The sequence below is a fragment of the Chryseobacterium sp. genome (assembly GCF_019236175.1).
GTDB lineage: Bacteria > Bacteroidota > Bacteroidia > Flavobacteriales > Weeksellaceae > Chryseobacterium.
This window is the reverse complement of record NZ_JAFAJM010000024.1, coordinates 268,227-293,909: the sequence shown is the minus strand read 5'-3', so window position 1 is coordinate 293,909 and position 25,683 is coordinate 268,227. Positions and strand designations below refer to the sequence as shown.

The 25,683-nt window shown below is 36.9% G+C and carries 22 protein-coding genes; 5 read left to right on the top strand and 17 right to left on the bottom strand.

Annotated features, from left to right (window positions below):
• Positions 1-109 precede the first annotated feature (109 nt).
• The 9 genes from JO178_RS21275 to JO178_RS21235 form a co-directional block, all read right to left on the bottom strand.
• A complete protein-coding gene (locus JO178_RS21275; protein ID WP_291940317.1) occupies positions 110-1,438 on the bottom strand; it encodes a hydroxymethylglutaryl-CoA synthase in 1,329 nt (442 codons plus the stop codon).
• 172 nt (positions 1,439-1,610) lie between these two features.
• Positions 1,611-4,121 (bottom strand): M1 family metallopeptidase, encoded by a 2,511-nt coding sequence (locus JO178_RS21270; RefSeq protein ID WP_291940315.1) that lies wholly within the window; start codon positions 4,119-4,121, stop codon positions 1,611-1,613.
• Positions 4,122-4,144: 23 nt separating this feature from the next.
• Positions 4,145-4,363, bottom strand: coding sequence for a hypothetical protein (locus JO178_RS21265; RefSeq protein ID WP_291940313.1), 219 nt, complete (start codon positions 4,361-4,363; stop codon positions 4,145-4,147).
• A gap of 81 nt (positions 4,364-4,444) precedes the next feature.
• Positions 4,445-5,239, bottom strand: coding sequence for a thymidylate synthase (locus JO178_RS21260; RefSeq protein WP_291940311.1), 795 nt, complete (start codon positions 5,237-5,239; stop codon positions 4,445-4,447).
• A 135-nt stretch (positions 5,240-5,374) separates the two neighbouring features.
• Positions 5,375-5,815, bottom strand: coding sequence for a hypothetical protein (locus JO178_RS21255; RefSeq protein WP_291940309.1), 441 nt, complete (start codon positions 5,813-5,815; stop codon positions 5,375-5,377).
• Between the two features lie 144 nt (positions 5,816-5,959).
• Complete coding sequence (locus tag JO178_RS21250) at positions 5,960-7,309, bottom strand: alpha-amylase family glycosyl hydrolase (protein ID WP_291940307.1); 1,350 nt, start codon at positions 7,307-7,309, stop codon at positions 5,960-5,962.
• Positions 7,310-7,407: 98 nt separating this feature from the next.
• A complete protein-coding gene (locus tag JO178_RS21245) occupies positions 7,408-8,004 on the bottom strand; it encodes a hypothetical protein (RefSeq protein ID WP_291940305.1) in 597 nt (198 codons plus the stop codon).
• A 134-nt stretch (positions 8,005-8,138) separates the two neighbouring features.
• On the bottom strand, positions 8,139-9,170 hold the full coding sequence (locus JO178_RS21240) for an ATP-binding protein (RefSeq protein ID WP_291940303.1): 1,032 nt from the start codon (positions 9,168-9,170) through the stop codon (positions 8,139-8,141).
• A 48-nt stretch (positions 9,171-9,218) separates the two neighbouring features.
• Positions 9,219-9,893, bottom strand: a complete 675-nt coding sequence (locus JO178_RS21235; RefSeq protein WP_291940300.1) for a response regulator transcription factor — start codon at positions 9,891-9,893, stop codon at positions 9,219-9,221.
• Positions 9,894-10,218: 325 nt separating this feature from the next.
• On the opposite strand from JO178_RS21235, the gene JO178_RS21230 reads away from it, so the two are divergent.
• Positions 10,219-13,011 (top strand): TonB-dependent receptor, encoded by a 2,793-nt coding sequence (locus JO178_RS21230; protein ID WP_291940298.1) that lies wholly within the window; start codon positions 10,219-10,221, stop codon positions 13,009-13,011.
• A 39-nt stretch (positions 13,012-13,050) separates the two neighbouring features.
• Positions 13,051-14,475 carry a hypothetical protein gene (locus tag JO178_RS21225; protein WP_291940296.1) on the top strand — a complete coding sequence of 475 codons (1,425 nt, stop codon included), beginning with the start codon at positions 13,051-13,053 and terminating at the stop codon, positions 14,473-14,475.
• A gap of 158 nt (positions 14,476-14,633) precedes the next feature.
• Here the strand turns inward: JO178_RS21225 and JO178_RS21220 are convergent, their stop codons facing one another.
• The 4 genes from JO178_RS21220 to JO178_RS21205 all read right to left on the bottom strand — a co-directional run bounded on the left by JO178_RS21220 (position 14,634) and on the right by JO178_RS21205 (position 19,044).
• Positions 14,634-15,872 carry an amidohydrolase gene (locus JO178_RS21220; RefSeq protein ID WP_291940294.1) on the bottom strand — a complete coding sequence of 413 codons (1,239 nt, stop codon included), beginning with the start codon at positions 15,870-15,872 and terminating at the stop codon, positions 14,634-14,636.
• 80 nt (positions 15,873-15,952) lie between these two features.
• Positions 15,953-16,798, bottom strand: coding sequence for a helix-turn-helix domain-containing protein (locus JO178_RS21215; protein WP_291940292.1), 846 nt, complete (start codon positions 16,796-16,798; stop codon positions 15,953-15,955).
• 228 nt (positions 16,799-17,026) lie between these two features.
• On the bottom strand, positions 17,027-17,692 hold the full coding sequence (locus JO178_RS21210) for an ankyrin repeat domain-containing protein (protein WP_291940290.1): 666 nt from the start codon (positions 17,690-17,692) through the stop codon (positions 17,027-17,029).
• Between the two features lie 17 nt (positions 17,693-17,709).
• Positions 17,710-19,044, bottom strand: coding sequence for an amidohydrolase (locus tag JO178_RS21205; protein ID WP_291940288.1), 1,335 nt, complete (start codon positions 19,042-19,044; stop codon positions 17,710-17,712).
• A 291-nt stretch (positions 19,045-19,335) separates the two neighbouring features.
• On the opposite strand from JO178_RS21205, the gene JO178_RS21200 reads away from it, so the two are divergent.
• Positions 19,336-21,048 (top strand): T9SS type A sorting domain-containing protein, encoded by a 1,713-nt coding sequence (locus JO178_RS21200; protein WP_291940287.1) that lies wholly within the window; start codon positions 19,336-19,338, stop codon positions 21,046-21,048.
• 77 nt (positions 21,049-21,125) lie between these two features.
• Here the strand turns inward: JO178_RS21200 and hemL are convergent, their stop codons facing one another.
• The 4 genes from hemL to JO178_RS21180 all read right to left on the bottom strand — a co-directional run bounded on the left by hemL (position 21,126) and on the right by JO178_RS21180 (position 24,899).
• A complete protein-coding gene (hemL, locus tag JO178_RS21195) occupies positions 21,126-22,415 on the bottom strand; it encodes a glutamate-1-semialdehyde 2,1-aminomutase (protein ID WP_291940286.1) in 1,290 nt (429 codons plus the stop codon).
• Between the two features lie 65 nt (positions 22,416-22,480).
• Positions 22,481-23,539, bottom strand: a complete 1,059-nt coding sequence (locus tag JO178_RS21190) for a glucosaminidase domain-containing protein (RefSeq protein ID WP_291940284.1) — start codon at positions 23,537-23,539, stop codon at positions 22,481-22,483.
• A gap of 14 nt (positions 23,540-23,553) precedes the next feature.
• Complete coding sequence (locus JO178_RS21185; protein ID WP_291940282.1) at positions 23,554-24,462, bottom strand: pyridoxal-phosphate dependent enzyme; 909 nt, start codon at positions 24,460-24,462, stop codon at positions 23,554-23,556.
• Positions 24,463-24,572: 110 nt separating this feature from the next.
• Positions 24,573-24,899, bottom strand: a complete 327-nt coding sequence (locus JO178_RS21180; protein ID WP_291940281.1) for a hypothetical protein — start codon at positions 24,897-24,899, stop codon at positions 24,573-24,575.
• A 40-nt stretch (positions 24,900-24,939) separates the two neighbouring features.
• On the opposite strand from JO178_RS21180, the gene JO178_RS21175 reads away from it, so the two are divergent.
• Positions 24,940-25,122 carry a DUF5522 domain-containing protein gene (locus JO178_RS21175; protein WP_027379717.1) on the top strand — a complete coding sequence of 61 codons (183 nt, stop codon included), beginning with the start codon at positions 24,940-24,942 and terminating at the stop codon, positions 25,120-25,122.
• 1 nt (position 25,123) lies between these two features.
• The gene (locus tag JO178_RS21170) at positions 25,124-25,651 is read left to right on the top strand and encodes a DUF4136 domain-containing protein (protein ID WP_291940279.1); all 528 of its coding nucleotides are present in this window, start codon (positions 25,124-25,126) and stop codon (positions 25,649-25,651) included.
• Positions 25,652-25,683 lie beyond the last annotated feature (32 nt).

Here is a 25,683-nt window from a genome sequence, read left to right as displayed (position 1 = left end):
TAAAAACAGTAAAATACATACATAAAAAACAAAAAAACCACCTAAAAAAGACAAAAAAAATAAAGCATCCCAATAATTGGAATGCTTTATGCAATTTCTCATAAGGATGTTATCCCTGATAAGTATAATATCTTGCTCCGGCTAAAACAGGAGATTCTTTCTCTATGGAAGTAAGTCCGAATCCCTTATAATCTGCATTGACAGATTGAGACAATTGTTTTCTGTGTAACTTTTCATAAGTATCAAAACTGATAGAAGTTCTGTTACCAAGATGCTCAAACAGGTTCCACTTTTCTGCTACCTTCTTCCAGTTCTCAGATATTTTTCCGGCAAATACTTTTGATTTTGAACCGCTTCCGTATCCGAAAAATCCGATTTCTTTTCCTGACAGCTCTTCGTTGTCATCGAAAGAAGTCTGCAATGCAGAAAGAAGCGCCATAAAGATAGAGGCGGTATACATATTTCCTATTTCAGAAGAAGCCCTCTGCGTTTTCTCTATTGTATTACTGATCAGGTTCAGATAACTTTCTGATTTTGCCACCGTTTTCTGTTCATCTGCGGTCGTATGGGGAAGTTCATTCTCCATACTATAGATCTCTGTAAATATTCTTTTTCCGTGGAAAGCATACGGAAGGTGGAAAACAATATATTTCCAGTTTTCATAAGGTTTTGTTTTTTCTGTAATCTCTTTATAATGCTGATATGCTTCCCTGATCCGGTCCTGATAACACTGGTTGGAATACTGTCCGTCAAAGACAGGTTCATCAGTAAATACCTCAATAGTATCCGGATAAGCCTGAGGTGCATTATTCAGGTCTTCTTTTTTATAAGATCTTCTGGGTTTAAAAAAATCGAAAACACTTTCGGAAGCTATTCCCCAGTTATTTTCAATTTCCAGCAGGTCCGGTTTTGATGAAACCAGTAAAGCAACCGCTCCGCTTCCCTGGGTATATTCTCCCGATGAAGCCAATTCATATTTTGCATAATCACTGGCGATGACCACCGCTTTTTTATCCGGATTTACTCTTACAAAATCAAGAGAATTATGCAATGCATCCACTCCTCCTACACATGCAAAAGTAAGATCTACCATATCACAGTTTTTAAAGCATCTTGGTCCAAATTCTTCTTCCAATACTTTTTCTACCATTTGTACGGCATAAGATGCTGTAGGTTTGGCAGCATCCAGAGCGCTCTCGGTTCCCAAATACACTCTTGCAATTTCCCTTGGGTCTATCTGATAATCTTTGATAAGCTTTAAGAGTGCTTCAGCCGCAAATGTAGCTGCATCTTCATGAACATCGGGAAGCCCCATCTTATGTAAACCTAATCCTTTTTCCAGCTTTGCCGGTTCTATACCTCTTTTTTCAGCTAAATCCTTAATTTCTAAATACAAACCGGGTACATAATAGCTTGCCGCCTCAATTCCAAATGTCATTCTATTCTAATTTTTATACGAATTTAGAGAATGTAGCCTGAATAATCGTTGAATATCTTATGACTTTTACCTATTTTATAACAGTTTTACTATTTCCCAGAGATAAGACTCATAAAAAAACAGCATCACCTAAGGTGATACTGCTATGATTTGAACAATAAATTCTGTGGATTTATTTAAAATTTTCAATGGCTTTATTGATAAGATCAATCTGCTTATTGATACTCGCAGCATTTTGCGGATTTTGCTTCAGAAGATCCATCTTTTTGTTCAGTCCGTCTTTCAGCATCTGAACAATCATCATTTTAGCCTGCGGATTGTCTCCCATCTGATTTTTGGCATAGCCTAAAATTTTGGTAACACTCTCGGTAGCTTTCAGATTATCCGAACTCATAATCCAGTTGAAACCATCTTCTCCCGCCTTTCCTAAATCCGGATTCTGGAATTTAATAAACGGATAAAATGCGGCAATAGGAGCAATTTTTGGCATTTGAGAAACTACTTTATTCTTTACAATAATGGGAACCAGCTGCGCCTGTAGCTCGTCTGAAGCACCATCCAGATCAATCTTGTCTGCCAGTGCATTAGCACGGGAAGGATCAACGGTAAGAACAGCGCTTAAAGAACTTCCTTTAACGGCATTGGAAACTGCATTGAGCCCTTTATCGAATACCGGAAGGTATTTTTTATCTTTTGTTTTAGCCAAAGCTCCTATTGCTGCAGCCTGAACTAATGTTTTAGGATCTCCGGAAGCCAGTTTTTCAACATCTGCCCCCAATGCTTTCATTTGGTCCGGATTGGAAAGATCCATCAATTCCAGTGCTTTGATTCTTACCCTAAAGAACGGGTCTTTTAAAGCTGCCGACAACAATTTTACTGCTGCAGGATTTTTTCCAACCTGATCTTTAACTCCGGTTAATGCTTTATATCTGCTCTTGAATTCTTTAGAATTTGTAAACTGAAGAAGATTCTGTTCCGGTGTTTTTGTATCGGTAACCTCAGCCACTAAAATACCATCTGCATTAATATTGATCAGATCCGGTGTTTTAGATACATCGAAGTTAAATGTATTCTTTGCTTCAGCATTCACCCAGACATTATATCTTTTAGGTTTTCCGTTATCATAGACATCAATTGCCAGCGGAAACTCGAAAGGCTGATCCTGAGTCTGATTAATGGTTACAGCAACCTGCTTTTTCACAGGTTCAAAGGTAAACGAAGAATTAATCTTTGGATTTCCGCTTCCGAAATACCACTGATTAAAGAACCAGTTCAGATCCTTTCCGGAAACTTTTTCAAAAGACAGCCTCAGCTGATGGGCTTCTGCGTTCTGATATTCATTGGTTTTAAGATAATCATTCATTCCGGCAAAGAACGCATCGTCTCCAAGATAGTTTCTTAACATATGAAGGATACCGCCTCCTTTTTGATAAGTCACCAGATCAAAAACATCTTCACGGGAATCATAATTAAATCGGACCAGGTTTTTCTTAAAATCAGACGGATTGTGAATATACATATTAACGTCTGTCATCTGATGATAATCTGCCTGATCTTTTCCGTATTTGTATTCATTCCATAAGTATTCCGAATAATTGGCAAACGACTCGTTTACGGTAAGGTTACTCCAGCTTTCTGCCGTTACAAGATCACCGAACCAATGGTGGAATAATTCATGAGCAATGGTATCTTCCCATTTGTTTTCATCAATCAGCTGTCCCGGTTTTTGAAGGATATCACTTCCATGCAGCGTTGCTGTTGTATTTTCCATTGCACCGCTTACATAGTTCCTTCCTGAGATCTGCGCATATTTTGCCCAAGGGAAATCATAATTCATTTTTTTGGAAAAAAATTCGATCATTTCCGGTGTATTCCCGTAGATCTGCTTAGCATAAGGCTCATAATCTTTTTCGATATAATAATCTACCGGAATATTTTTCCATTTGTCTTTAACAACGGCATATTCTCCTACTCCCATAAAGAAAAGATAAGTGGAATGCCTCTTATCCATTACCCAGTGATCCGTTCTCAACCCGTTTGCTTCCTTTTGTGAATCCTTCAAAATACCATTCGAAAGCGTTACGTATTTATCAGGAACTGTCATATAGATTTCCTGAGTGGTTTTCTGATTCGGTTTATCGATTGTAGGAAACCATGCGGAAGAAGATTCAGTCTCCCCCTGCGTCCAGATCTGCGTCGGCATATCAGGTTCTGTTCCCTGCGGGTTTATGAAATACAATCCTTTTGCATCGTTAATAGCCATGCTCCCTTTTTGCTTTACCTCATTGGGACGCGCTGTATATTTGATATAAACTGTATAATCCTGATTTTTCTGATAGGTTTTATCCAGTGTAACTTTTAAAGTTTCATCTTTATAATCATATTTTAAAGGAGTTCTTTTTCCATTGATATCCAGCGCAACTTCATGAATCAGCATTCCTTTGGCATCCAGTGTCAATTCATTCGTAGGATAAAAATAAGGCGAAGCTGTCAGCCATTCTTCTCCGTTCATCTGTTCTTTCTGATAATCGAAATTCACTTTCAGCTTAGTATGTTTAAGCTCTGTCAGTTTGGTATGAGTGGCTCTGTATACCTTTTCTCTCCCTGAAGTATCAGTTTGTGCCGATACATGGGCAGAAAATAAAACTCCAAGTATAGCAATGGATAAAATGGCTTTTTTCATTCGTCTATTTTATTTTTTTAGAATTATTTTTTAATTATGATTTCAAAAATATCATTGACCAGGGTTTCATAATCTCCCTTCTTCAGCTGTTCTTTTGTTTTGGCAAAAGCTTTTTTCAGCTCGCTTTCAGGATTTTCATCATCTACAATTTCAACTGAAGCAACTCCTTTCAATTGCAGTAAAGTATTTTTTAAGACCTCAGCGTCTGCTGTTTCTTCAAGATTTACTTTTAAATATTTCATGATAACATAGGTAAGATATTCGCTACTAAAGGTACAAAAAAAGTGGAGTTTACAGCTCCACTTTATATTGATGTATTGATATTAAATAGCTACCGGAGCTTTAATTCCCGGATGCGGATCATAATTTTCCAATGTAAAATCCTCAAAATTAAAATCAAAAATATCTTTGATTTCAGGATTCAGCTTCATAACCGGAAGGGATCTTGGTTCTCTTGAAAGCTGTCTGTTTACCTGCTCAAAATGATTATTATAAATATGAACATCCCCGAAACTATGCACATAGTCTCCTACTTCAAGATCGCAAACCTGTGCCACCATCATCAGTAAAAGGGCATAACTTGCAATATTGAAAGGTACACCAAGGAAAACATCTGCACTTCTCTGATACAGTTGCAAAGACAATTTACCATCTGCTACATAAAACTGAAATAATGCATGACAGGGAGCCAGTGCCATATTCGGAATTTCTGCCACATTCCATGCAGAAACAATGAGTCTTCTTGAATCCGGATTCTTTTTAATCTGATCAATCACTTCTGAGATCTGATCCACAATTTTTCCGTCTGCTCCATTCCAGCTTCTCCACTGTGCTCCGTATACCGGACCCAGGTCACCGTTTTCATCCGCCCATTCATCCCAGATGCTTACTCCGTTATCTTTAAGGTATTTGATATTTGTATCTCCTTTCAGGAACCAAAGCAGCTCATAAATAATGGATTTCAGATGCACTTTTTTAGTCGTCACCAAAGGAAAGCCTTTTGACAGATCATATCTCAGCTGATATCCGAATACACTTCTCGTTCCGGTACCCGTTCTGTCGGTTTTATCGGTGCCATTATCTAAAATATGCTGTAAAAGGTCCAGGTAATTTTGCATTTTGAAAGGAATTTTATGCTCCAAATTTAGTAAAAACCATCAAAAAAAGCACTCATTTTTATGAATGCTTTTTATCAATGCTATATCCAATTTCTATTAAACAACTGTATATCTGGCGTGTAGATCAATGATATATTACCAGATATTTTCGATATGCTGATCAATAGTATTGATCGTGAATGACTCACCAACCTTTTTACCATACATCATCTTAACAAGCGGTGATTCTGCTGATACGGTCATGATCTTCTGATTATCAGAAACAATTTCTCCGATTGAAGCCCCTACATAAAAAAGTCCTTTATTGGTTTTTACCAAAGCTCCGTTCTGAACTTTTTCAGAAGGACCTGAATTTATTTTCTGCATGACTGCCTGTTGATTCAGAATCTCATTAAGCTGTCTCTGCAGATTATTGATCTCCTGCTGAAGCATTTCACGGCCGGTTTCATATTTATCTCCCATTGAACTTTTTGTATCATTATTGGAAGCTCTGGTTTCAGCAATCAGATTTTCAAAATACTGAGCTTTATCCGTAATTTTTATGTTGATGATATTGAGTATTTCTTGTTTATTCATTGGTCGTAATGTTTTTTTATAAGAGCAGGACCACCCTGTCTAAATCATAGATGCTGCCGTCCCGCCGGAAAAAGGAATTGGGGGACCTGTTTAAAATCGGGGGAAATATTAGAATTTAAGCCAAAAATTCAATGGTCTCTGTATTCATTTTTCAAATACGGCATAATCTGAAACATTGAAACAGAATTCTTTTCCGGTAGTAAAATCCCTGCTGGTTTTGTTGAATACATTTCTGAATGTTCCTGATAAATGTTCATCCTCAATACTAAAATTCACAGCTTCTTTTGACATATTCAATACGACCAGTACTTCATTTTTCCCGTTTTTACGGACATAGGCAAGAATTTTATCATCTGCCGTCGTATGCAAAAGGTAAGTCGTCACATCAGGGTCTCCGCCTCTCAGTGCAGGATTGTAAGATTTTAAATCCAATAATATTTTATAAAAATCAGCCATCTGATACGTCTTGGTCCATTGAATGGGATCCTTCTCAAAAAATTCAAGTCTTTTCATATTGGGAAGTTCCTGTCCTGAATATAATAAAGGAACTCCGTTCCATGTTGCAGAAAATACTGCCATAGGCTTCGTAATGGCTCCGTATTTTTCGTATTCTGTTCCGTTCCAGGAATTCTCATCATGATTGGATGTAAACCATGCTCTCATCGAACGATCTCCTATATTGGAATATTGTACCAATAGCTCTTTTAATTCCTGAAGCGGCTCATTTTTTTTATAATAATCTGCAGATTTATGCATCCATTTCCAGGAATAGCTGGCGTCAAAAACTTTTCCATATTCAGGGCTTTCCAACTCATCAAATTCTCCCAGCCAGAAAAGAGGTTTTAGTTTTTCCACTTCAGGACGGGCCTGTTCCCAGAAATCAACTTCCACCCAGGAAGCAAGGTCACATCTGAAGCCATCAATGTCTGTTTCTCTCACCCAGAACTTCATAGCTTCAATCATCGCCATACGCATTTCCTGATTTTTATAATCCAGTTCAATAATATCATCCATTCCGGAAGCAATATGGAATTTCCCGTCCGGATCTTTTAAATAAAATTCAGGATGTTTTTTTGTCCATACATGATCCCATCCGGTATGATTGGCTACCCAGTCTATAATGACCTTAAATCCTAACCGGTGTGCTTCATTTACCATATCTTTAAGATCCTCAAGTGTTCCGAACTCAGGATTTACAGAGGTATAGTCAGCCGCAGCATAAGGGCTTCCCAAACTTCCTTTTTTATTTTGCTGGGCAATTGGAGTAACAGGCATCAGCCAGAGTGTCTTCACTCCCATGGATTTTAATCTGGGCATTTCTTTGGCAAATGCTTTGAAAGTACCTTCCTGAGTATATTGTCTGATGTTTACTTCGTAAATATTGGTGTTATGTTTCCATTCTTTTGGCAGTTCTGTCATTTTCCGGGTATTTTTTCGAGTGGTACAGGAAACAATTCCCAGACCAATTAGAGATAATAAAATTAATTTTTTCATTAATCTATTTTTAACAAAAGTAAGGATTGTTTTTTGAGACAAACGGTATCATTAAGAAAAAACCCCGGATTAAAATCCGGGGTCTGTATTTTTATATCTTATCTTTCATCGTCATTGTCGTCTTCTTCATCAAAGACATCGTCGTTGTAGTCATCTTCTTCATCTTCATCATAGTTGTCATCTTCATCTGAGAAATTGCTTCCTGATCCAAAGTCATCTTCGAAACCGAAATCATCATCCATTAAAGGAGTTGCAGATTTTTTCTTGCTTCCTCCCGCGCTCCCGCTCTTGCTAGGTGCTTTCAAAGGAACATTTCCAAATCTATATACTGTAATCGGATAATTAACCCCTTTTGTTTCTTCGATTACTTCTACAAGCTCACAGAAGAATTCCCAAAGATCAAGAAGTCCGTACTGGAACTGTGCTTTGTCGCCTACACTTTCAAAAGCTTCATCAATGTATACGTCTGACATAATCTCCCCGTCTCCATCATCACTCATATCCTCTAATGGGACACTTTTTACAATCGTTCCGTCATTTTCTAACAGATTAAAAGTAGAAAGCTCATCCCCCTGCAGACTGAATGCACTCTTAATTCCTAAATGTAAGTTCCATAACGACTGTTTCCCTTTAACTTCAATATCACGGAAAATATCCTCTTTCGCATCTAATATTACGCGGATTTTGTAAACCATATCAGTTTCTTAAATTACTTTTTTGCCTTTATAATTATGATAAATCTCTGGTGCAAATATATAATAAATGACATGTGACAAAAAAATATTTCAGGATTTTTTAAAATATTTTTTTTTCTTACATTTTGCCGAAGTTATTTACTTTTTTCAAGCATAAAACTGAATTTCGTTCCTTCAAGGTACACACTTTCTACGGTAATGTTTTCGTTATGAGCTTCAAGGATATGTTTTACAATAGCCAATCCAAGTCCGGATCCGCCTTCTCTTCGGCTTCTGCTGCTTTCTACCCTGTAGAATCGTTCAAAGATTCTTGGAAGAAGTTCGGATTTGATTCCCATTCCGTTGTCAATGACTTCCACCAGTACTTTATTTTTCAGCACACTGGTTTTTACAATGACTTTGGCTTCCTGCCTGTTGGCATAATGGATTGCGTTTGAAATTAGGTTAATAAAAACCTGGGAAATCTTCTGTTTATCAGCATCCACAAAAATCTGCGGGTGTAAGGTCTGAATTTGTAACGTTGTATTTCTTTTTTCTGCTTCAAGATCAAGAAGGTCAAAAATTTCTTTGATGAGAAGATTAACATCAAATTTTGAAACGGTAAGATTGATTTCTCCGGCCTCAAGCCTGTTGATCATATCAAGATCTGTGACTATGGCAATCAGTCTTTCCACAGAAATATCAATTCTTTCCAGATATTTATCTCTGATGGTCATATTATCCACTCCGCCGTCTCTGAGGGTTTCCACATATCCCTGAATTGAAAACAGGGGTGTTTTAAGCTCATGAGAAACGTTTCCGATATATTCTTTACGGTAGCTTTCCATCTCCTTCATCATATCAATTTCCGTCACCTTCTGTTGGTTTAAGTCCGAGAAACGTTCTCCCAGTTCTTTAATGGTGATATTTTCATCGTTATCGTGAACGATTTCCTGAGGAAGAATCTGTGAAAGGCCTTTCACCTGTTTTCTTCCGTAATAATTAAAGAGCAGTTCCAATACCACGCTGTTAATGATAAAGATCAGAATAACACAGATTAAAACGCCCGTCTTGAACAGGGGCGTTTCATAATAGATATCTTTCAGTGAATCGAAAACGACTACCAGAAAGAGCATTACTAATGTCAGCAGACATGAAGCAACGAGGGTAAGTCTGTAAAATTTCAATTTTACAAAGTTTTAATGATTGAAGGTAAAGTTAAGATTTTTAAGTGATTAAACGATAAGTTTATATCCTATTCCCTTTAAAGTCTGAATGGTGTTGATTCCCAGTTTTTCTCTAAGTCTTCGGATATGAACATCTATTGTTCTCTCTCCTACGATCACATCATTACCCCATACTTTTTCCAGAATTTCTTCTCTTTTGAAAACTTTTTCAGTATTGGAAGCCAGGAGATAAAGCAGATCAAATTCTTTTTTAGGAAGCAGAAACTGCTGTCCGCTTTTAGAAACTCTGAAATTATCTTTGTCTATGACCAGATCTCCTATTTCAATAAGTTTAGCATTATCAGAAACCTGAGAAGTCAGTTGTAACAATGCATTGACTTTAGAGATAAGAATTTTCGGTTTGATCAGTTTTACAATATAATCGTTGGCTCCTGCCTGAAATCCTGCCAGTTGGGAAAATTCTTCGCTTCTTGCGGAAAGGAAAACAATCAGTGTTTTTTGAAGTTCTTTCACTTTACGAAGTTCCTGACAGGTTTCAATGCCGTCTTTTTCAGGCATCATTACATCTAATAGAATAAGGTCCGGTACAATTTCCTTTGCTTTTTCTATACCTTCATTACCATTTGTAGCAGTATAGATATCATAACCTTCTTTTTGTAAGTTGTAAGACAGAATCTCTAAAATGTCCAGTTCGTCGTCTATTAAAAGAATTTTTTTGCTCATCTTCTAGTTTAAGAATTCCCACAAAATTAGTTATTTTCATTGATTTCATCTATCTGTCAAATGTTAACTAATTATTAAAAAACACAATACTTGTCTCGTGTTAAAAAATCAACAACAAAAACAAATATAAAATAAATATAAATCAAATATACGAAACAAAATTCAAAATAATTAAAAAAAATATAATTATAAAAAAGAAATTTCAATAATAGTAATTCACCCTTTTTTATTCATATAAACTTCATAATTAATTAAAATTATCCTAAACTTTTCTTAAAAACTTAGTCTTTATTTTGCCCTTGAAAAAGAAGTAAACGAAAGTAAAATGAAAAAACAACTCCACAAGAGCATTATGCTACTTGCCTTGTTTTCTGCTGGCTATGCATTTGCACAAAGCCAGGTTCTGGAAGGCAGGGTACTGGATGAGAAAGACAACACACCTATCGAAGGGGTAAAAGTAAAGGTCAATGACCAGGAGGTCGTAACCGATATTTCCGGATACTACTCTATCAACTTATCACCTGGAACCAACTACATTATCACAGTAACTTCCAATGGGTACGGCAAAAAAGAAATCAGTGAGGTAACGGTAAAAAATGATACCAATACCCATCTTGACATTGTTCTGAACAGGCCTTCTGCTAAGGAAAAAGAAATTGAAGGAGTTGTGATCAGATCCAATGCCAGAAAAGAAACGATAGCTTCTACTATCGGTTTACAAAAAAATGCAGGAGTAGTTTCTCAGGTAATAGGTGTTGAAGCCATTAAAAGAAGTCCGGACAGAAACACGGGAGAAGTTCTTAAAAGAGTATCCGGTGTGAGTTTATCTGATGGAAAGTACATTGTTGTCAGAGGTTTATCCGACCGTTATAACCAGGCTATGTTAAATGGAATTCAGCTTTCCAGTACAGAGCCGGACAGAAAGACATTCTCATTTGACCTTTTCCCGGCCAATGTTATTGAAACCCTTGTCATCAATAAGACTTTCATTCCTGAATACAGTGGTGAATGGGCAGGAGGGCTGATCCAGGTGAATACGAAAGATATTCCTAATAAGAATTTCTTCAACGCACAGGTAGGGGTAGGAGGAAATTCCATTACCATGAACCATGAGTTTTTAATGCAGAAAGGTGGAAAATGGGATTTTCTAGGGATTGACGACGGCTACAGAAAACTTCCTACCAATATGCCCGCAAAAAATGCTTTCAGTATTTTGGGTGAAGCACAGAAAACTGAGATTGGAAAAGGATTTACAAAGAACTTCGGATACAACAGTGTAGGATATCCTGAAAATCTAAGTTTACAGCTGGACGGAGGATTCAATACTAAAATCTTCGGAAAAGATTTAGGAGTAATTGCGGTTCTTAATTACAGTAACAACAAAAGAAGAACCGAATCTAAAAACCGTTTCTTCACAATCAATGATCAGCTTGCAGATACCAACTTTGATTATTACACTGAAAAATACAGCAATGATGTTATTTTAGGCGGATTATTAAACCTTACTTTAAAACTAAACAATAACAACAAAATCTCCCTGAAGAACATCATCACCAATAATACGGTGAATCACATGTCATTCAGAACAGGAAAGGATTTTGAGTTTGATCCTATCAACGGGACTAATATCATTGCAAGAGAGATTGGTTTTAAACAGACAACATTCTATAATTCTACGCTTAACGGATCTCACAAAATAGACGCTCTGGGAGGACTTACCTTTAACTGGTACGGAAGCTTCGGAATTCTTGACCAATACATTCCGTTATTACAGCGTTTACAATACAACCAGTATACAAATCTCGACGGGAGCCCTTACTTAGCGCTTATTTCCAACGGGCTTTCACAAAAATCAGGAAGTGTATTCTACTCCACGCTAAGTGATTACCTGTATAACGCAGGTGGAGACGTATCTAAAACGTTTACTTTATTCGGACAAAAACAAACGATTAAAGGGGGATATCTATTCCAGGTAAAAGACAGAATTTACAACTCAAGACCTTTCTCTGTAAGACTTGAAAAATATAATCAGGGATTACTTTCCCAACCATTTGAATCCATTTTCGATCCTCAGAACTTCGGAACAGACGGAAACAAATTCACATTTGATGAAATCGCCGGAAATCAGTACAGATACATCGCCAACACAATCCTTAATGCAGGATACTTACAGCTTGACAACAACTTTACACCATGGCTAAGAGCAGTTTGGGGGTTGAGAATTGAGAACTTTGATCAGCTGGTAGGAAGTACAAAAAGAAGCGATGACCGTTTTGTCAATACCCGTGTAACCGATTTTTTACCGGCTGTTAACTTAACATTCAAGGTAAATCCTAAAATGAATATCCGTGTTGCAGGTTCTCAGACTGTTGTAAGACCGGAATTCAGAGAGGTTTCCCCACTGGCTTATTATGATTTTGACTTAGGAGCTACCGTCATTGGTAACAAATTTATTGAAAGAACTAAAATTACGAATGCCGACCTTCGCTGGGAATTTTATCCAAGAAACGGAGAAATCCTTTCCGTAGCTGCTTTCTACAAAAACTTCAAAAAACCGATCGAATTATATTTCAATCAATCCGGAGTAGGAACAAGTAATACCTTCAATTATCTGAACGTAGATAAGGCCGATGCTTATGGTCTTGAACTTGAATTCAGAAAAAAACTTGACTTCGTCAACAGTCTTAGAAATTTCACTTTAGGCGGAAACTTCGCATGGATTAAAAATAAAGTAACGGACGAAGCGACTAAGATCGACAGACCTATGCAGGGACAGTCTCCTTATACGATCAACCTGAGCCTTCAGTATGATGCTGAAAAATCCGGATGGAGTTCTACAGTACTTTTCAATATGATCGGAAGAAGAATTCTTTATGTAGGAAATGATCAGGTTCCACCAATCTGGGAAGCTCCAAGACCACTTTTAGACTTCCAGGTAGCCAAAAAAATCTGGAAAAATAAAGGAGAAATTAAGCTTAATGTTTCTGACATCCTAAACCGTCGTGCAAAATTCTATCACGATCTGAACGGAAACAAGAAATATGATGCCTCCGATGCTCTTGCTATAGAAAGAGTAACAGGAACTAATGTCAGCTTAACACTGGGATATAATTTTTAACACATTCAATATTTAATAAATCTTTTAATTCTTTATAACATGAAAAAATTCGTTTTGTATTCTTTAATGCTTGGTGCTCTAGTATCCACTACCGCATGTAGAAATATAGAAGAAGACGGGCAGACTATCATTCAGGGTGGTGGTTCCGGAAACGGAGATACTGAAAATCTTATTCTTTCAGGAAAGATTACCTCTAATTTAACACTTAAAGCTAATAAAATCTATAAGTTAAGAGGATTAGTATATGTAACAAACAATGCTACTTTAACCATCGAGCCGGGTACCAGAATTGTAGGTGAGGCTGATAAAAACGGTGCTTTGATCATTACAAGAGGAAGTAAAATTATGGCGGAAGGTACTGCTGCCAACCCGATTATCTTTACTTCTGAAAAGCCAAGTCCAAAAAGAGGAGACTGGGCAGGAGTGGTTATCTTAGGAAATGCTCCTACAAATGCTTCATTCAACAACCAGCAAGGTGTTGGGGAAATCGAAGGAGGGATCAACAACACAGAGGGTCTTGGACTTTACGGAGGGAATAATGCTGCTGACAACAGTGGTGTATTAAAATATGTAAGAATTGAATATGCGGGATATGCATTCTTACCGGATAAAGAAATCAACGGACTTACATTCGGTGGTGTAGGTAACGGTACTACTGTAGATTATGTAGAGGTAGCTTATGCTAACGATGACAGTTTCGAATGGTTCGGAGGAACGGTAAACTGTTCTCACCTTATCTCTTACAAAGGTCTTGATGATGATTTTGATACAGATAACGGTTTTTCAGGAAATATCCAGTTCGGTATTGCTGTAAGAGATCCTCAGGTAGCGGACGTTTCCGGTTCTAACGGATTTGAGTCTGATAATGATGCAAACGGTTCTTCTTTAACTCCTCAGACATCGGCGACATTCTCAAACATGACCATCATAGGACCCATCAACTCTTCGAGTACAGGCACCAATGTAGGTTCAATCAATTCACTGTTCCAAAATGCCTTACAAATCAGAAGAAATTCTTCTATTTCTGTATTCAACTCTGTATTTACAGGGTTCCCGGTTGGTTTATTCATTGATGCCACTAAAGGAACTCCAACAGATAAAAATATCACCAGCGGAGCTCTTGCTTTTGAAAATAATATCTTAGCAGGAAATGTAGTTCCTTTAAAATACGGAGCGTCTACTTCTTCTCCAACAGGATATTCCATCACAGATCTTACCACTTACTTTAACAGTAAGGGAAACACAATCCTTGCTTATACGGCTGACGTAAAACTTGCCGGTGCATGGGCTCCTGCAGGAACGACACCCAACTTCTCTCCTGCTGCCGGATCCCCATTATTGACAGGCGGACTGTTTACACATGCTAAATTAAGTTCTCCTTGGTTCAAAAAAGTAACTTACAGAGGTGCTGTACAGGATGCCAATGATACATGGTATGCCGGTTGGACTAATTATAACTTATAATATTATCAGTAGTTAAATATCTTTTTCAAGTATTAAAAAAGCCTTCGGAATATCTGAAGGCTTTTTATTTTTCACAAAACAACGGCATACAGAAAGCCACCGGGAAAACCGATGGCCTTTTCACAAAAAACAAGTATATATAAAAAATATATATTCTTTTAATCTCTCCAGAACAGGTTCCCGTCATTCATCAGAGCTTCTATCTTAGACATTCTGGAAACAGCTTCTGCAGAACATGATGCATCTGTAAGTACAATGGCTGCTTCATCTCCGGCTTTAGGCCACTGTTGGGTGCCTTTTTCATCGAGTGGTAAAATACTCTGAGTTGCAAACTGCAATGCTCTGGAAAGGGCCGGCTCAGTAGCATATCCATACAATTCTGAAATGAGATTGGCCTTCTGCAGCATATTTCCTGATCCGAAAGTACTCCAGTAATCCTGTACATTATCATTACCAATTAATACATTCACTCCGTATTTTTTCAGGGTTGGAATTGGCATTATCGTTCCTTTAAAAGGTACGGAAGAGGCAATCCCCACTTTACCTTCAGCCAGTCTCTCTGCAATCTTTTCTGTATCTTTCGGAGAAAGATGTCCCAGAGCAAAAGCATGACTTACAAACGTTTTTCCCTGAAGCTGTGGGTTTTCAATAGCTTTATCGATCAGGTAATTGATGGTTTTCACTCCGGATTCGCCTGCTTCATGCAGGTGAATATCAATCCCTTTTTTATGATCTAAAGCTAACTGAACAGTAAAATCCATTACTTTTTCAATACTACCGTCAATACTGAAAGGATCAAGGCCGCCAATAAATTTCACACTTTTCATCTGTGCTGCTTCTTTCATCAGAGGAGCTGATTCCGTATAATAAACTCCATGTTGCGGAAAAGCTACCAGTTCAGCTTTAAAAGAATCTTTCTTATTCTGAAGCGCCTGCTCTAAATGTTCAAGTGACTGAAGTCCTGAAGTAGGATCAACATTAAAATGGGTTCTCGCAAAATGAGTTCCGTAGTGTTGTTGCAGGCTTATCAGCTGTTCTGCTCTTTCTACCGAAGTTTTTAGCAGTTCCGGGATAATTTCCTGTTCATAAGCTATCATATCCTTCACCGTTCTTCTTTTTGAAGAAAGTGCCTGCCACGGAAGCCCATATAGCGTTTTATCCAAATGGATATGCATATCTCTGAAAGCAGGAAGCATCAGATATCCTTTGGCATCTATAGCATTAGAAGCCGGATCGTTGGCTTTTACCGCTTTGATTTTCCCGTCTTCAATTTCAATACTGAAAAGAGCTGTTTTAGTACCTATTACCTCTTCATTTTCGAATTCAAAACCCGTTTCCAGGCGAACGTTTTTCAGGGAATATTTTCCTTTTGCAGCTAATTGATATGGAAATTGCATAATTTAAAATTTTAACTATACAAAATTACATCGGCTTCTGTTCAAAACCGGTGTACTAATTATGCCTTGTGTTGTACAGATTATTCCTTGAACTGAGAGGGGGTCATTCCCGTCTGTGCCTTAAAGAATTTGGAAAAACTGGCATGATCATAAAATCCGAGATCGTATACAATATCTTTTACGGACATTTCTGAAACTTTCAGAAGGCGTTTGGACTCCAGAAGAATCCGGTCCTGAATGAGTGAAGAAGCTGAAGCGTTAAGATTTTTCTTGCAAACGATATTCAGATAATTGGCTGATATATTCAGCTTATCAGCATAGAAAGAAACCGATCTTTCTGTTTTAAAATGTTCGTCTATCAGGTGTAAGAATTTGGAAATAATCGGATTGGAATTATATACTTCAAAATCCTTAAATGCACCTTCTACTGATTTACTCACCAATAAACCGATAAGCTCACTTCGCTTTTGAATCAGTTCCCAAAAAACTTTTTCTTCTTTTAATTCTTTCTGGATGGCCTGAAATTCGTACAAAAATGTTTCAAAAACGTCTTTGGAAAGATTGATTACGGGATGATTCTGGTAATAAGATGCAGAAAATCTCAGAGAAGGCAGAAAACTTTCAAACCAGTCTCTGCTGATCATGAGCTGATACCCTATCGTTTCTTTTTCAATCACCCACTGATGAACCTGATCCGGAAAAACAAGATGAATCTGGTGATCTTTTACTTCATACTCTGCAAAATCAATGGTATGAGACCCCAGCCCGTGTTCAAACAGGTTAATAATAAAAAAGTCATGTTTATGAGGATCATCAATAGAACGAGCCCCGTAAAGTTCATTAAACAGCAAATTGCAGCTGTTAAGCTGATTCTCACTAAACTCCTGAATTCCTAAAATGGGAAAATGATCTGTATGAAAACTCACGCTACCTGAATTTCCCTTAAAATTAATAAAAATAATGAGAGAAAAAATTAAAATAACCACAAAAAAGACAAATGCATCAACCACCTTATCCAACCTGCGATGTACCTTCCTCAAAGATGGTCATGCATTGAATGATTGTCTTTAAAAACCAAAATGTAAATGACAAGTTTTTGTCATTTTTGTGGTTAAAAAACACCAACTAAATTATATATCTAAAATTATATAAATCTACTTCAATATCTGAGCGATTTCAGTAAATCTAAGAGATTCTGCATGCTGTAAAGGAGTCTTTCCTGAATGATCGGGAATATGAATATCAGCTCCGTTAACTTTTAAAATCTGTACGATTTCCTGATATTTCTGACTCCCGTTTCCAAGGATTACAGCTTCCATTAGGGCAGTCCATCCCAGACGGTTCACATGATTAACCGGAAAGCCTTTTGTGGATACCAAAAGTTTCACCGTTTCCACATGCCCTCTTTCACAGGCAGGAATCAAAGCGGTTCCATTATAACGGTTGAATACATCAAAACGAGCTCCATGAGCCAGATACAACCGCACCAGTTCTGTCTGTCCGCTTGCTCCTGCATATAAAAACGGACTATCAAGCTGATCATCCTGAAGATTGACATCTGCCCGATAAGAAAGGAGCAGCTTTGCCATTTCATATTGTTTTCCTATGGTTGCAATCAGTAGTAATGAACGACCTTTTTTATCTCTTGTATTAATATCCGTTCCTTCATCCAGAGTAGATTTTACCCCGGAAATATCATTTTTTCTGACCAGATTTATGATCTCTTTCTCCTGTATCATCTCTTGTTGCGGAAAATCAATCGGTTTCTTATTACAGGCACCCAGGCTTCCGAATGCTAACAGAAATACTAAGACTTTCATAAGTATTGACATGATGATTAGAAAACAACATTTCCCTGATGCACCAGTGATTCAACATTGGAGGTCCTTGATACGGCTTCCGCGGAACAGCTTGCATTTAACAATACAAAGTCTGCTTTATCTCCGGATTTAGGCCATTGCTGAGTCCCTTTATCATCTAACGGAAGTACATTTCCTGTTGCCAGTTTTAAACTTCTTGATAATAAAAATTCCGTTGAATAGCCGTATAGTTGCGCCATCAGATTGGCCTTTTGAAGTACACTTCCCGTTCCGAAAGTATTCCAGTGATCTACAATACTGTCATTCCCGGTTAATACCGTTACATTATGCTTGTATAAAGTAGGAATCGGCATAATCAGCCTTCCGAAAGGAATCGTAGATACAACCCCGATCTGAGCTTCTGCAAGTTTTTCAGCGACTTCTTCCTGTTTTACACTTTCCAGTTTAGCCAGTATAAAGCAGTGACTTAAATAAGTTTTTCCTTTTAAAGAAGGATTTTCATTTACTTTTTTAATAAGATATTCTACCGTCTTCAATCCTGAATCTCCGGTTTCATGTAAATGAATATCAATTCCTTTTTTATGATCCAGCGCTAACTGAACGGTAAAATCCATTACTTTTTCAATATCTCCGTCAACATTGAAGGGGTCTACCCCGCCGATGAAATCAATATCCATTTTGGCAGCCTCTTTCAGGTAAGGAGCGGAATCGGTATAAAATACTCCGTGTTGTGGAAAAGCCACCAGCTCTGCTCCGAAACTTTTCTTTTTATTTTCTAAAGCTTTCTGTAAATTTTTTAAAGACTGAAGTTTTGATGTTGGCTCAATATTCACATGACTTCTGGCATAAGATGTTCCTTTTGACTGTAAAAGTTCAATCATTTTTTCAGCCTTAAACGTTGAGTTTTTCAGCATTTCAGGAAGTATTTTCTGTTCCAGTTCAATCATCCCTTTTATTCCGCCCGTTCTTTTTCTCACAGCCTGCCACTTATCTCCGTAAAAAGTTTTATTCAGATGGATATGCATATCTTTAAATGCAGGAAGCATCAACAGCCCCTTTGCATCAATTGCTTTTGCTGCAGGCTGATTAGGAGCAATTTTTGTAATTTTCCCGTTTTCAACTTCTATATAAAAAAGATCTGTTTTGGTAGAAGCTACCTCTCCCTCTTTATATTCAAATCCGGTTTCCAGACGAACATTTTTGAGACTTAATTTTCCTTTTGCCGAAACATTTTTCTCATCAAAAAACGGTGATGCAGTCATGACACCGGGTATTAAAGTTAGCCCGGCCATGGCCAGTGCAGAATTTCTGATAAAATCTTTGCGGGATATATTATTGTCTGAAGTCTTCATTTCCAATCTATTTATGACAAAATTAAAAAGAACTCAGATCAACAAAGTGTATGGTTTATTACAAAATCTGTATGATTTATTATTAAGGTTGATATCTTCGGAAAAGTAAAAATAAATTTTGCAGAATACCATGTATCCATTAAATAAAACAACAGGTTTATTTAAAATAAAAAAAAATATCATAAAAAATTTAAATAAATACTAAAACCACACTCCATTAACCAAACTTAACATCATGAAATACAACATTTTACATAGATTTACAAAGAGGAATCTTAAATAAAAAAAAACATGTTATACAAAAAACTACTTTTTGTCTTTGCTTTTATTATTAACGCTATAATGTATGCACAACTTTCCGAGGTAAATTTAGGTAATCCTAATAATGGTTCCCTTTCCGGAAATGATCAGGAAAAAACCATTTATTACGGTACTACACCTGATAACTGGAACGGAAAAACGATCGTATTTGCTCATGGTTTTACTGCAACCAGCAGTGTATTTATTAATGGCTCATTGTATAAATGGGCTTTTAATGACGGTTATAGAACTGTCTTTGTGACGACTACAAAAGGAGGTTCAATGGAAACCAATGCTGAATTATTTGCCAAAGGACTAGATCAAATAAAAACAAAACTGGGAAGCTCCAAATTTTATATGCTGGCTCATAGCAACGGAGGGAAAAGTATAGATCTGGCATTAACTGTTCACGGAAAAAAAGATATGGCCATCAAGGTAGTTACCTTAGGAACTCCTTTTAAAGGGACTCAGATTGCCAATATAGGAGAATGGCCTATTCTAAATTGGGTGGCTTCTTCTCAGTTCGGTGATGAAGGTATGAAAACATCTACAACCTACTACATGGAAAATGTCCGAAAAACAATAGATAATCATCCCAATAACGACCCCAGTCTGTTTTATCATTTTGGACATACCGGTTACAATCAATTATCAAATGTCACTTTTCCCAATTTTTTAAAATATTTGGTAAGTGGAAACACTATCAAAGCACTGGGGGGTGGAAATAATGATGGCGTAACGCCGTACTACAGCCACTATAAACTCGGAGGCCACATTATGGTACCCGAAGGAGAAGGCAAAGATAACCATACTTATCTTCATGAAGATTTCGAATTATGGAAAAAAATTAATCAAATTTTTACAGAAAACCCTGCTTCAGTACCAGCTAAAAAAGAGAATATAAATTCACCAGTTATTACTGAATATTCTAATTATCAGCTTATTTACAATGAAAAACCTGATCTTATTGTAAAGGATAATACAGAAAGTTATGAAGTAATCAGCATAAAAGAAAGGAATGCAGAAGTAAGAGAAGCTTATATGGAAAACTATCCAAAGGGAAAACACAGCATAAAAAATAATAACGGAAAATTTCTTACGATCTATGTAAGTAAAGAAAATGAAGGATTTCTTCTGGAAAAAGATTTAGACAACAACACATTAACAATCAAAGATATACAGAATCATGAAATCAAAAACAGCTTTATTAAAGCTGAAATTTATCGGCTACCGGAAAACGGAAATAACAATTCCGGCATAACACAATTCATTAATTTTAAATACAATAATTCTCAAAACTCTTATTCTGCCTATCTTGAAGGTTTATCGCAAGGGGTTTATGCTATGAACATACATATGGAAAACAACCATTATGCAAGAGACTTAATTTCAGGATTCGTAATTGGTCAAATAGAATTAAGACCAACCTCATCTGAACTGACCAGTAATATAAAGAACGCAAAAAAAGGAGAAGCTCTCGTTATAAAAAATCCGGCAACAGGGAATAGCTTCCTCAGGATTGATGAAAAGCTTAATACTTCCGTAGAAATTTCTATATTTGATACATCCGGTAAAGTAGTATTCAAAAATACATACAAAGATTTTTTGAACGTAGCAGACCTTCCTTTATTAGAAAAAAATAGAGTATATCTTGTAAAAGTATCTTATAATGCTAAGGACATTAATCTAAAATACATACCATAAGAAAATATACAGACATCAAACAGATCTATCCGGAATAAAAAAGCCATTGATACAAAGAGTGTCAATGGCTTTTTTATTTATGTATTAGAATATTCAAATTTTCTTACCGCTTCCAGCGTCATATCAATTTCTTTTTCTTTGATCGCGTCACTGATGAAGTATGTTTCGTACCCACTTGGTGGTAAATACACCCCATTCTGAAGCATCTGATGGAAGAAATTATTAAACAATGAATGATTAGCTTCCTGAGCTTCATCAAAATTAGAAACTCTGTTTGTATGGAAAAATACCGACATCATAGAACCTTTTCTGTTGATTTTATGAGCGATTCCTTTTTCATTTAAAATTTTTCCGATTTCAAAATCTAGGGTTTCTGTAGTTGTATGAAGTCTGTTGAAAAATTCAGGATCGTTTTTAATCAGCTGAAGTGTTTTTAATCCGGCTCTCATCGCTAATGGATTTCCGCTTAAAGTTCCGGCCTGGTATACACCTCCTTTCGGAGCCAGGTGGTCCATTATTTCATTTCTTCCTGCAAAAGCACCTACCGGAAGCCCGCCACCGATTACTTTTCCATAAGTTACCAGATCTGCTTTTACATTAAAAAGTTCCTGTGCTCCACCAAAAGCCAGTCTAAAACCTGTCATTACTTCATCAAAAATCAATAATGCCCCGTTTTCATCACAGATTTTTCTCAGGTTCTGAAGGAAATTATTTTCGGGTAAAACACAACCCATATTTCCTGCAACGGGTTCAATAATTACGGCAGCAATTTCTCCCTGATTGTGTCGGAATAAATCCTCAACCTGCTCAAAGTCATTATAACGGGCTAATAAAGTATCTTTTGCTGTTCCTGAAGTTACCCCGGGAGAATTTGGATTTCCAAATGTAGCGGCACCGCTTCCGGCTTTAATCAGGAATGAATCTGAATGTCCGTGATAACAGCCTTCAAATTTTACGATTTTATCTCTTCCTGTGAATCCTCTTGCCAGTCTTACAGCACTCATACATGCCTCAGTACCTGAAGAGACCATTCTGATCTGGTCAATATTCGGTACATGATCAATAATAAATTTGGCGATTTCTGTTTCAAGTTCTGTAGGCGCACCAAAAGAGAAACCTTTTTCTGCCTGAATTTTCAATTCTTCCAGTACTTCAGGGTGCGTATGCCCTAAAATTGCAGGTCCCCATGAGTTGATGTAATCGATATACGTATTATCATCTGCATCGGTAAGGTAGGCTCCTTTAGCCGATTTCATAAAAACAGGAACTCCTCCTACTGATTTGAATGCTCGAACCGGAGAATTGACCCCTCCGGGAATGTATTTGTAGGCTTCATCAAATAAAGCCGAACTTCTTTGGTACTTCATATATTCGTTGAAAGTTGAGAATGGAACAGTTGCCAGTGTATTGCTTCCGGTCAATTCTCAACAGATTAATTTCTTGGTTTTTTATCGATCAAATAAATCAACTGCCCCGGTGAAGGTTTCTGCCCTTCATCCATTCTGTTTTTCGCATATAATTTATGCAGTTTGATTCCGAATTTCTGAGCAATATCATGCATATCTTCTCCTGATTCGGCTTTATACGTTGCGGTATTTCCGGAAGAGTTTTTAGATTCAAGGAAAACAATATCATTTTTCTTTAATACGTCACTTTCCAGCTCGTTCCATTTCATCAGTCTGCTTTCGCTTACTTTGAATTTATTGGCAATAAACTGTACATTGGTATCTTCAGGAATTACAATATATTTCAGGCCGTCGTTCGGATGACTTTTAATAAGGATTGCATTAAGAATTTCCGCTTTCGTTTTGATTTTTTCTACTCTTTTTTGCTGTTGTGCATAAGATGTCTGCTTATAAGGCACTTCTACCGTTACCGGGTCTTTTGCTCTTTTACCTGCCTTTGAAGGTTCCAGCTGAGCCATGAAAGTTCTGTCATCTTTCAGGTCCGGATACATTTTAAGAACAGCATACAATACCTCTGTAGAACTGGTATTGTCATATTCGTAAAGCTTATACTTTTCAATTTTCGTGATCAGGATAGAGGCATAACGCGGATTGGTTGCATATCCTGCTTTTTTAAGACCATAAGCCCAGGCTTTGTAGTCTTTCATATCCAGTTTGAAAAGATTAGCGTAATATTTTCTTGTCGCCAGGAAAACAGAATGATCTTCATAAGACTGTCTTGGGTCTTCATACACACGGAAGCATTCATTAGGAGCATCGTCTGTATGTTTCATTGTTTTACCGGCCCAGTCTTCTTTACATTTTATTCCGAAGTGATTTTTACCTTCCAGTGCCAATCTGCTTTGCCCGCCTCCGGTTTCCAAAAGTCCCTGAGCAAGAGTAATAGAAGCCGGAATTTTATATTTTTCCATCTCTTCTACAGCATATTTAGCAAATTTCTGAATGTACTGATCTTCGGTGGCCCAAGTCTGGGCTGAAAATTTTGATAAAACTAAAAGGCTTATGGATAGGAAAAGTCTTTTCATCTTTCTCAATTTACTTATATAATTAAATTTCTATTCTGTTTTTCTAAAAGCAGATTAGCTCCCTCAATCCCCTGTAATCCACCTGTATGAAAGCACAAAATCCTGCTGTTTTCAGGAAAGTAATCTTCTTCAATCAACTCAAAAAGCTTCTGCATCATCTTTCCTGTATAAATCGGCTCTAAAGGAATATTATATTTTTCTTTAAAATCATTGATAAAACGGATGTTTTCATCATTTATTTTACCATAACCCCCAAAAGCTGAATCTATTAGATTAAAATTTCGCATCAAAGTTAATTCAAATATTTTATTCTCCAGTGAAGAGTCATCCACTACCCTGAATCCTATAACGTTCTGATTTTCTTCACAAAACTTTGAGATTCCGGCAATGGTTCCTCCGGTTCCGACTGCGGTGCAAAGATAATCAAAATCTTTTGTTTGCTCATTGAGCATCATTTTTACCCCTTCCACCGCTTCTGTATTGGTTCCGCCTTCCGGAACGATCAGTGCATCAGGAAACTCCTGTTGAAGGAATTCCGTTAATTTTTCTTTGTGGCGGTATTCGTCACGGGTGACAAATTTCAGGTTCATGCCGTTTCTTTTTGCAAAAAGCAAAGTAGGATTATCGCGCCATTTATCTTTGAGCTCCTCTCCCCTTATCATTCCCAGTGTAGGAATACCAGCAAGATGACCTACAGCAGAGAGTGCGGCAATATGATTGGAAAATGCTCCGCCAAAAGTAATGATATAAGGTTTTTCCGGATTTTCACCAAGATAATTATTCACGTTATAAAATAATTTCCAGTATTTATTTCCTGAAATCTGCGGGTGAATAAGGTCTTCTCTTTTGATGAAGAGCTTTATATTTTTACTGAGAGATATTTCCTGAATGGGAACCGGTTCTGTCGGAAGTTTTAATCGCATTATAGTCTTTGGCTGCTGATGTTTATTATTGCAAAATTAGCAAAAGATTTATTTATTTGAGCGGGCTACAGATGATACTAATTTCTATTTCATTTGAAAACATGGTCATTCTAAAGATATTTTCTAAAGCTCCAGAATTTTCTGTTGCTGAGATAATGCAGATCATGTTCTTTTGCGTAAGCTTCTCTTTCAAATGAAATTCTTTTGTAAGCAAGATATTCGTCTTTCAGCTGAAAAAACCAGTAATAATATTCAATGACATAGAAAATATAGAAAAAAATAATCAGCATTTCCAGCTGCTGTCTCAAATGAATTTTTTCGTGATTGATAAGTACTTTATTTTCCTTATCTTCGGGTTTCCTAATGAAGATAAAGGGAAAGAGAGCAATGCCGTTAATTTTTAATTTTTTTAATGGCTTTTGGCATACAATTATCATGATAACAAATATAAAAAGTTTTTTGACTAACGTTTAACTTATGGCCCATTTTGACATCAAAGAAGGTGAGGACTTTTATTATAACGAACAGGGATACAAGGTTTTTACGGAAAAATTTCATCTAAAAAGAGGTTATTGCTGTAAAAGCGGCTGCAGACACTGTCCTTACGGGTACGATAAAAAGACAGATACATTCATAAAAAACGATAAAAAAAATAAATAAAATGAAAAAATATATTTTTATTTTGATGGCAGCGGCTACATTGGGACTTACCTCCTGCAGCCCTTTTCAGGTACGTTCAGACTATGCTGAAAGCGCCAACTTCAATACTTATAGAACTTATAAAATAAGAATTGATGATCTAAAATTGAATGATATTGATAAAGACAGAGTTTTAAACGAGTTATCCAGACAACTTCAAAGCAAAGGGCTTCAATCCGGCGAGAATCCTGATCTGATCATTAACGTGAAAGCAAATCATAAAAAAGTTACCGATATCAACACGACTTCTCCTTACGGAATGTGGGGTTGGGGCGGCCCTTTCGGTTGGGGTGTAGGTATGAACAGAACATGGACCAGCAATTATAATGAAGGAGCGCTGATTGTAGACCTTATCGATACTAAAACCAATAAACTGGTTTGGCAAGGCATAGGAAGCGGAATTTCTGTAGATTCTCCAAAAGCTAAACAAAGACAGATTCCTGAAATTATGGCTGATATTATGAAAAATTATCCGCCACAAAGAAAATAAGATTTAAATCAATCCATATAGATGCCGGTACA